The 5,482-nt window shown below is 31.1% G+C and carries 8 protein-coding genes and 1 pseudogene; all 9 read right to left on the bottom strand.

The genetic code is table 11. The annotated features are described in order from the left end of the window. A pseudogene (locus tag LRP81_RS22875) lies at positions 1–225 on the bottom strand (transposase); the annotation flags it as partial. 21 nt (positions 226–246) lie between these two features. Beyond that, positions 247–405 carry a hypothetical protein gene (locus LRP81_RS22870; protein ID WP_230505482.1) on the bottom strand — a complete coding sequence of 53 codons (159 nt, stop codon included), beginning with the start codon at positions 403–405 and terminating at the stop codon, positions 247–249. A gap of 44 nt (positions 406–449) precedes the next feature. Continuing rightward, positions 450–800 (bottom strand): transposase, encoded by a 351-nt coding sequence (locus LRP81_RS22865; RefSeq protein ID WP_230505480.1) that lies wholly within the window; start codon positions 798–800, stop codon positions 450–452. 395 nt (positions 801–1,195) lie between these two features. Continuing rightward, complete coding sequence (locus tag LRP81_RS22860; RefSeq protein ID WP_230505478.1) at positions 1,196–1,609, bottom strand: hypothetical protein; 414 nt, start codon at positions 1,607–1,609, stop codon at positions 1,196–1,198. Positions 1,610–1,693: 84 nt separating this feature from the next. After that, entirely contained in the window at positions 1,694–2,833 is a 1,140-nt protein-coding gene (locus LRP81_RS22855) for an NAD(P)/FAD-dependent oxidoreductase (RefSeq protein ID WP_230505476.1), read from the bottom strand. Between the two features lie 60 nt (positions 2,834–2,893). Continuing rightward, positions 2,894–3,451, bottom strand: a complete 558-nt coding sequence (locus LRP81_RS22850) for a hypothetical protein (protein ID WP_230505475.1) — start codon at positions 3,449–3,451, stop codon at positions 2,894–2,896. A 112-nt stretch (positions 3,452–3,563) separates the two neighbouring features. Beyond that, entirely contained in the window at positions 3,564–4,493 is a 930-nt protein-coding gene (locus LRP81_RS22845) for a DUF1702 family protein (protein ID WP_263458282.1), read from the bottom strand. Between the two features lie 38 nt (positions 4,494–4,531). Beyond that, a complete protein-coding gene (locus tag LRP81_RS22840) occupies positions 4,532–4,762 on the bottom strand; it encodes an acyl carrier protein (RefSeq protein WP_230505473.1) in 231 nt (76 codons plus the stop codon). 2 nt (positions 4,763–4,764) lie between these two features. Next, positions 4,765–5,451 (bottom strand): helix-turn-helix transcriptional regulator, encoded by a 687-nt coding sequence (locus LRP81_RS22835; RefSeq protein WP_230505471.1) that lies wholly within the window; start codon positions 5,449–5,451, stop codon positions 4,765–4,767. Positions 5,452–5,482: the final 31 nt, after the last annotated feature.

The following is a 5,482-nucleotide window of genomic DNA, read 5'->3' as shown; positions in this document are numbered from 1 at the left end:
AGGGTTTAACGGAATCGAAGCTTTAATCTCTCCTGTTTGAAGGAAGCTAAGATTATCTTTACCAGAATATGCTGTATCTGCATGCACTTCATTAATTGAGATTTGTTGTTCAATCGTTTTGTTTACTAAAGTTTGAAGTTGTTTCCCATCGTCTTCATTTCCAGATGTCACATGAATAGCTGTAATAATTTCTTCTTCAGTCATGGCGATATGGTTTTTATATTCATAAAAAGTTCTAGACTTTGATTATCTTCCAAATCTTGCATCTAGGTCAACGGCAGATGAAATCCCTTTATTAGTTAAGAGTCTCTCATCCTCAATTATTTGTTTTACGATGTTTATTCTTTCAAGCAAGCTGCCTTCGGCATCTGGGAGTTTGTCTCCCAATAGATTATTCAGATCCACTAAATATTGTAAAAGTTGTTTCGTCTTTTCTTCATCGGTTCCCTCTAATTTTGGAAACGTAGGGAGCTTCTTATAAAGACTGGAAGATTGTTTTTTACACCTTTTAGTAGTCGAGTACAAGCCTTTTTAAGAACTTTTAATGGCTTATCCTTAGCTTCATTTGCGATAGTATGCGTTGAATCAATGATGAGAGCTTTAGACTGAATCAATCCTTTTTCTACACATTGTTTTACAACATATTCCAATACCTTTTCTATTCGGTTTGCACCTAGTCTATGTACACGAAATCGACTAAGCTGTGAAGAATTTGGTAAAGTGTCTTCTGGATTTAAACCTAAAAACCATTTATAGGCTAAATTGTATGGTGAATCCTCAATCACTCTTTCGTCAGACAATTGTACAGAAATTGCAGAAAAAGGAGACGGAACAACAGTTCAGGCTCCTTGGCAGGTCTACCATAATACTTACAATAAGATTCTTCAACTAACTCATTTATAAAGGAAAAATCAACTAGTTCATGAACTCTTCTCAAAAGGTGATCTTCTGGCACAAAAGAGTAAAGTTCCGAATGAAAAGATAGGCTTGATTGATTGTGATTTAGTAACATTACAAAAACCCCGATACACTTTGATATAACTCTATTCTAACAAAAAACGCCCCGAAGGGCGTTTCTTCTAAAAAATGTAAGTGTTTTGCAGTGTCCTCATTATTAGGAAGGGCTTTTTACTATAAAGCAATTATGTACTTAACTTGGAGGTATAAAACTTGAACTAATTTTTTTACAAACAGTTTATTTAATTATTGTATTAACTTCATTGGAAATCTTCCAGTTACCATCAATTTTCTTCCATTCTTCAGTGGTGAAAATTCGAGTGATCTCTTTATTTTCCTGTAAAATAACCATTTCATAAAAGACATATGAATAAAATTCATTCTTTAGACGTACTACTCGGTTCTCGAACCGTTTTTCAGCTCCGATTAACGCCTTCACAGATTGTCTTAATCCATCGATAGATTGCTTGTAATTAAATAGTAGTGGCTCTGCATTTTCATTTGTAAACACTGTGACTTTATATGATTTCTCATCATAAAATTCTTCAACTTTTTGAGTCTGACCATTTCCCATAGCCTCTTCCCACAATGAAACATAATTATCATGTAGGTTGTAAAATGTTTGTTCTACATTACTAATAACTTCAGTCATATAATACCTCCAAGTTTTTTATTTATTTCATATTTAATATATTCTTCAACTAATTAAAATAACCTTTTTCATTTTTAAAGATCACTAGAAAGATTTTTCGGGTATCATTTGAATTAAATCCCTTACCAAGTTTGGAATTGTACAATAGAAGCCCAAAACATTAGCATCTTCAGAAGAAATATTTGTTAAGCTACTAATCGAGTCAGCGGCATATATATTCCCTTCCACGTATTTATCTCTATTTAATTGAAAGATTGCCATAGAATCGTTCCAACTCTTTGTACCATTTAAATACTCATGTAATGAGATAGACAAGAATTCAGAACACTTTATTGCCTGATCCATTCCAGCTCCTGAACATGGATGAACTGCTGCCCCGGCATCTCCAACTAAGGCCCATCCTTCTCCATATGGTGTCTTTAAATATGAATCTAAATTATTTGTACCTACTATTTTAGAATCTAAAATTGCTTGTTTAAACTTTGAAGATAATACATCAACTTTAAGAAGAGAGCTCATAAATTTATTCTCCAAATCTTTTGCCCAGTCACTGTACTCTTCTTGCATGGGTAATATACATACGCAATATAAGCCTTCATCACATGGTTGGACTAAAATAATGTTATTACCAGACCAAAAAAATTCAAATGTAGGTGTATGATCTGGAAATACATTTTTGAAATATCCATAAAATGCACATCTTAATGATGGTGAAATTTTATATTTTTGTGAATTTACTAATTCGGCTGTGAGTGAGTTTCTACCATCAGCACCTACTACCACCTCACTAAAAATATTTTTTAAGTCACCGTTCATTTGCACAGTAATACCACTTATTTTCCCATTTGCATATATTAATTCTTTAAGTTTACAATTTAAATGACAATGAATATTAGGGTGTGACATTGCTTTATTTATCAGTATTTGGTCATACTTAATTCTTCGCAATCCACTCAGCGCGGTTGTAACCTTTAATGGACCTTCAAAAGAACAATCTTCAAAACTCACTTTTACTCGTTTTATTTCCGGAGCTCCCGAGGATTTAATATTAGCTTCAATACCTAGTTTTTTATATAAATCCCAATCGCCAAACAAATGCGTCGATAGAGTATTACTTGGAAAAGTCCCTTTATCTATTAAACACACTTTGTAACCGTAATCTGCCATGAAGAGTGCGAGTGAGGCACCAGCACACCGTGCTCCCACGATAATAATATCAAACATAAAAAACCTCCATTTTTTAAATAAAGACTCAGAATCAATGATTCTGAGTCTCAATTACAATTAAGTCCCAGTTACACTACCGCATGCAACGACCGTTAATTGTTTTTCCATATTCTCATCAAATAATGGGGTTTCCAGTCCTGTTGTTTTAAATTTCACACCGATTGGAGGAATTCCCTTTATTTTTCCTACCATTGGAACAGCTGTTACATTATGAAGTTTCCCTAAAGGGCAATCTACTTGGATATAAACTAGTTGTTCACTTTCTACACCATCAGTCATGTTCTTTCCTTTAGGGATTCTTACCTCCCCCTTAATAGGTAAAGATTCGTGTCCGATGTTTTTTCCACCTGCCATTTTCACTTTTTCTCCTGGCCACAAGACTTTACTAATTGCTTCAACTTCAAACTTTAAAATTTCTAAAGGTACAATAGTATCCCCCGTGATTGTTTCCTCCGGATTAAAAATAATAAAATCAACAGGCCCAGTACTACTTAACTGAAAGGATTCTGATCTACCATCATTTAAAACAATTTCTAATTCACTTTTTGCTTTTGGGACAGATAGTTTATGCCCAACTTTACTTTTTAGTACTTTAGATGTAACTTTAGATAGCATTAATTTCACACCCTTTATTTTATTAGATAAAATATATAAATTAATTTCCGTACGCAAAATCAATTTGAGATATACTTTATCTAATGATAATTATCACATGTATTTTTAATAGTTACTCTTGCTTGTTATCTAATATACAAGGGATTTTTGCTAATTTAATTTCCTTTCTAACTTCATCCACCCAAATAGTGTAGAAAGTTTTATCATTTATATTTATAAATTTCTCAATTGCTTTATGAACAATAGTTATCATTCTATTAACAATATCAATGTAAGAAAAAGGAAGGCTGTTTATAGTTTCGTCCCAATATCTTGCATCTTGGGTCCTTCTAGCTTCTAAACCAAATGATAACCCTTGAATGTAAGCAACTCTATAATCTAATGGAATTAAGTTAGTTAGTTCGAGTGTAGTCTCGATTTTATCGAAAAAGCTATACGCATTAGCTAGACCCAATCCACTATATACATCTGCTTTATATTTGTATGGAACTTTTTCTATCTCATAAAGAGCTGTTTGTATATTAAAGCCACTTTTAAACCATAAACTCCTGCCGTAACCTTGATAACAAACTCTAGATTGATCAATTTCAAATTCATTAAATTTATCTGTTATATCCCCACTTATATTAAAGATACTTGCCTTGAAACCAATTCCATCAAATACTATTAAACTTAATCTATTATTTAATTTCGTATTCAAATAAGTATACTTAGATTTTTTGAATTTGTGCCTTGCATGTAAATACCAACCTAAAGCAACATAATTTTGATAAATTGACCCTTCAGATAAGCTCAAAGTAGATTCTTCAAACTTTTCTACGTTATTTCTAAATAACATACATTTTATTGCAATTGCCAAGGCTGCGCCTTCATAAGTAAACCCTCTATAATGGCAATTAACTTTCATGATTCTATTTTTTACTTTATGGTTATTTTTTAAAGAAAACAAAGTGATAATAAGACCATATAAAAAATAGTAGAATATTAATTTATATCTTTTAGAATTACCACTATAGTAGGCGATAGATGAAGATGTGACCAAATTTAAAAGCCGATTGATTGATAATAGAAACAAATTCTTCAACCTAAATTACTCTTTAACTCAACTAGTTCTAATATACTGTCTATACTTTTTATTTGTCCTAAATCCTCTTCTGATAAATGAATGTCAAACTCTCTTTCAATTGTAACTGCAAATTCTAATGCCATTAAAGAATCAATTCCTACATCATTTATTGGTATGTTCAATTCAGTATTATCAATTTTTCTTTCTAATAATTCTTCTAATATTCCTATTATTTTATCTTTCATTATTAATAGCTCCCCTCAAATTGTCTATTGAATTGAATATTACTAGACGATTTTTTATTGTTTAAATGTCGCATTCGAAATACAGATGGTTTTTCCCCAACAACCTTTTGAAACATTCTTGAAAAATGAGTTAAATCATTGTAGCCAATAAAGAAGCAGGTCTCAGTAACTGAAACCCCTGTTTCTAATAAACTTTTTGCTTTAGTAATTCTTTTTTTTATAATGTAATCTTTATAACCTATGCCAATGTTTTTTTTAAAGAATTTAGAGTATTGATATTTATTCATATAGACATGAGATGCCACTTTTTCTAGTGAAAGATTATCATCGTATAGATTACTCAAAATAAAGTTTATTGATTTTGAGAGAATATCGTCTTCAAAATTAATTTCGTTAAGTTTCATAAACGATTCTATTAATGAATGAATAAAGACTAGACTATCCTGATTAACTTTGGTTAAAACTAACAAAGGGCATATTGATCTCACAGCATCAATTTTTTCACTTGAAGAAAATTTCTGATTATTAGTTATAGCAATAACTAGAGAAAAGTTCTTATTGTTTATTATTGAAGTAAAGTCATTAAGGTCGATTACTGTTGATAAATTAGGAATTGAAGATAACTTTAATTTTAAATATTGAGCTCTTTCTTCACTGATTGATTCATCTAAGACTATAAGACTATTCATTATTTCCCCCCTCTTTATTTAATCTTAATAG

Origin of the sequence: Sutcliffiella rhizosphaerae (assembly GCF_917563925.1) — a bacterium.
In the GTDB taxonomy this organism is placed as follows: Bacteria; Bacillota; Bacilli; order Bacillales; family Bacillaceae_I; genus Sutcliffiella_A; species Sutcliffiella_A rhizosphaerae.
This window is presented reverse-complemented; position numbering and strand designations above follow the sequence as displayed.

Excerpts from the sequence above, each read along its gene's own strand:
- LRP81_RS22860 (WP_230505478.1), bottom strand. The coding sequence starts at position 1,609 with ATGACTGAAGTTATTAGTAATGTAGAACAAACATTTTACAACCTACAT.
- LRP81_RS22855 (WP_230505476.1), bottom strand. The coding sequence starts at position 2,833 with ATGTTTGATATTATTATCGTGGGAGCACGGTGTGCTGGTGCCTCACTC.
- LRP81_RS22850 (WP_230505475.1), bottom strand. The coding sequence starts at position 3,451 with ATGCTATCTAAAGTTACATCTAAAGTACTAAAAAGTAAAGTTGGGCAT.
- LRP81_RS22840 (WP_230505473.1), bottom strand. The coding sequence starts at position 4,762 with ATGAAAGATAAAATAATAGGAATATTAGAAGAATTATTAGAAAGAAAA.
- LRP81_RS22835 (WP_230505471.1), bottom strand. The coding sequence starts at position 5,451 with ATGAATAGTCTTATAGTCTTAGATGAATCAATCAGTGAAGAAAGAGCT.